The organism is Kitasatospora sp. NPDC036993 (assembly GCF_055607525.1).
Map to the genome: position 1 here is coordinate 42,933 of NZ_JBVJRP010000033.1, position 1,429 is coordinate 44,361.

The following is a 1,429-nucleotide window of genomic DNA, read 5'->3' on the forward strand; positions in this document are numbered from 1 at the left end:
GTCGTCGCGGCGGAAGCCACCACGGTCGCCACCACGGTCGTCACGGTCACGGCCGTAGCCACCCGACGGACGGTCGTCACGACGGAAGCCACCACCGGAGGGGCGGTCGCCACGATCGTCACGACGGAAACCGCTCGGGCGGTCATCGCGGTCACGGTTGAAGCCACCACCGGTCGGACGGTCATCGCGGCGGAAGCCACCACGGTCGCCACGGTCGCGGTTGAAGCCACCACCGGAGGGACGGTCGTCGCGGCGGAAGCCACCACGGTCGCCACCACGGTCGTCACGGTCACGGCCGTAGCCACCCGACGGACGGTCGTCACGACGGAAGCCACCACGGTCGCCACGGTCGCGGTTGAAGCCACCACCGGAGGGACGGTCGTCGCGGCGGAAGCCGCCACGGTCGCCGCCTCGGTCGTCACGGTCACGGCCGTAGCCACCCGACGGACGGTCGTCACGACGGAAGCCACCACCGGAGGGACGGTCGCCACGGTCACGGTTGAAGCCACCACCGGTCGGACGGTCGTCGCGGCGGAAGCCGCCGCCGGAGGGACGGTCGCCACCACGGTCGCGGTTGAAGCCACCACCGGTCGGACGGTCGTCGCGGCGGAAGCCACCACGGTCGTCACGGTCGCGGTTGAAACCGCCGCCGGAGGGACGGTCGCCACCACGGTCGCGGTTGAAGCCACCACCGGAGGGACGGTCGTCGCGGCGGAAGCCACCACGGTCGCCACCGCGGTCGTCACGGTCACGGCCGTAGCCACCCGACGGACGGTCGTCACGACGGAAGCCACCGCCGGAGGGACGGTCGCCACCACGGTCGCGGTTGAAGCCACCACCGGAGGGACGGTCGTCGCGGCGGAAGCCACCACGGTCACCGCCTCGGTCGTCACGGTCACGGCCGTACCCGCCGCCAGTGGGGCGGTCATCGCGACGCGGACGGTCATCACGGTCATCGCGACGGAAACCACCACCGGACGGGCGGTCGTCACGACGGTCGTTGCGGCGGTCGCCGCCACGGTCGTTGGACCAGCCGCCTCGGGACCGGGGCTCGTAGCCTCGGCCGTCGTCCGATCGGCGCTCGGGACGGTCCTGGGGCTGGTTCGACATCGTGGTGACTCCTTCTGCTGCTTCAGCTTCACCGCGGGCCGAGCATGCAACTCCGCTGCCGCCACGCGGTTTCGACGCCGGCCTGCTGGCCCGCGCACCTTCTCCATTGTCCGACATGTCGGGACCCTCCGCGTCTGGGCGGAAGTCCCGGCCTGCCGGCCTTCTTCAGGTTCGCAAAACACAAAAAGGCCGCGGCCCCAGCGAGTCGCTGGGGCCGCGGCCTTGAATAATTGTTCGGCGGCGTCCTACTCTCCCACAGGGTCCCCCCTGCAGTACCATCGGCGCTGTAAGGCTTAGCTTCCGGGTTCGGAATGTAACC

General features: G+C 71.0%; 1 rRNA gene and 1 pseudogene. Both read right to left on the minus strand.

Features of this window, described 5'->3' with window-relative positions:
* Nucleotides 1-747, minus strand: a pseudogene (locus ACZ7C5_RS37275) (tetratricopeptide repeat protein); the annotation flags it as partial.
* Between the two features lie 595 nt (nucleotides 748-1,342).
* Nucleotides 1,343-1,429: ribosomal RNA gene (rrf, locus tag ACZ7C5_RS37280) — 5S ribosomal RNA — on the minus strand; the annotation flags it as partial.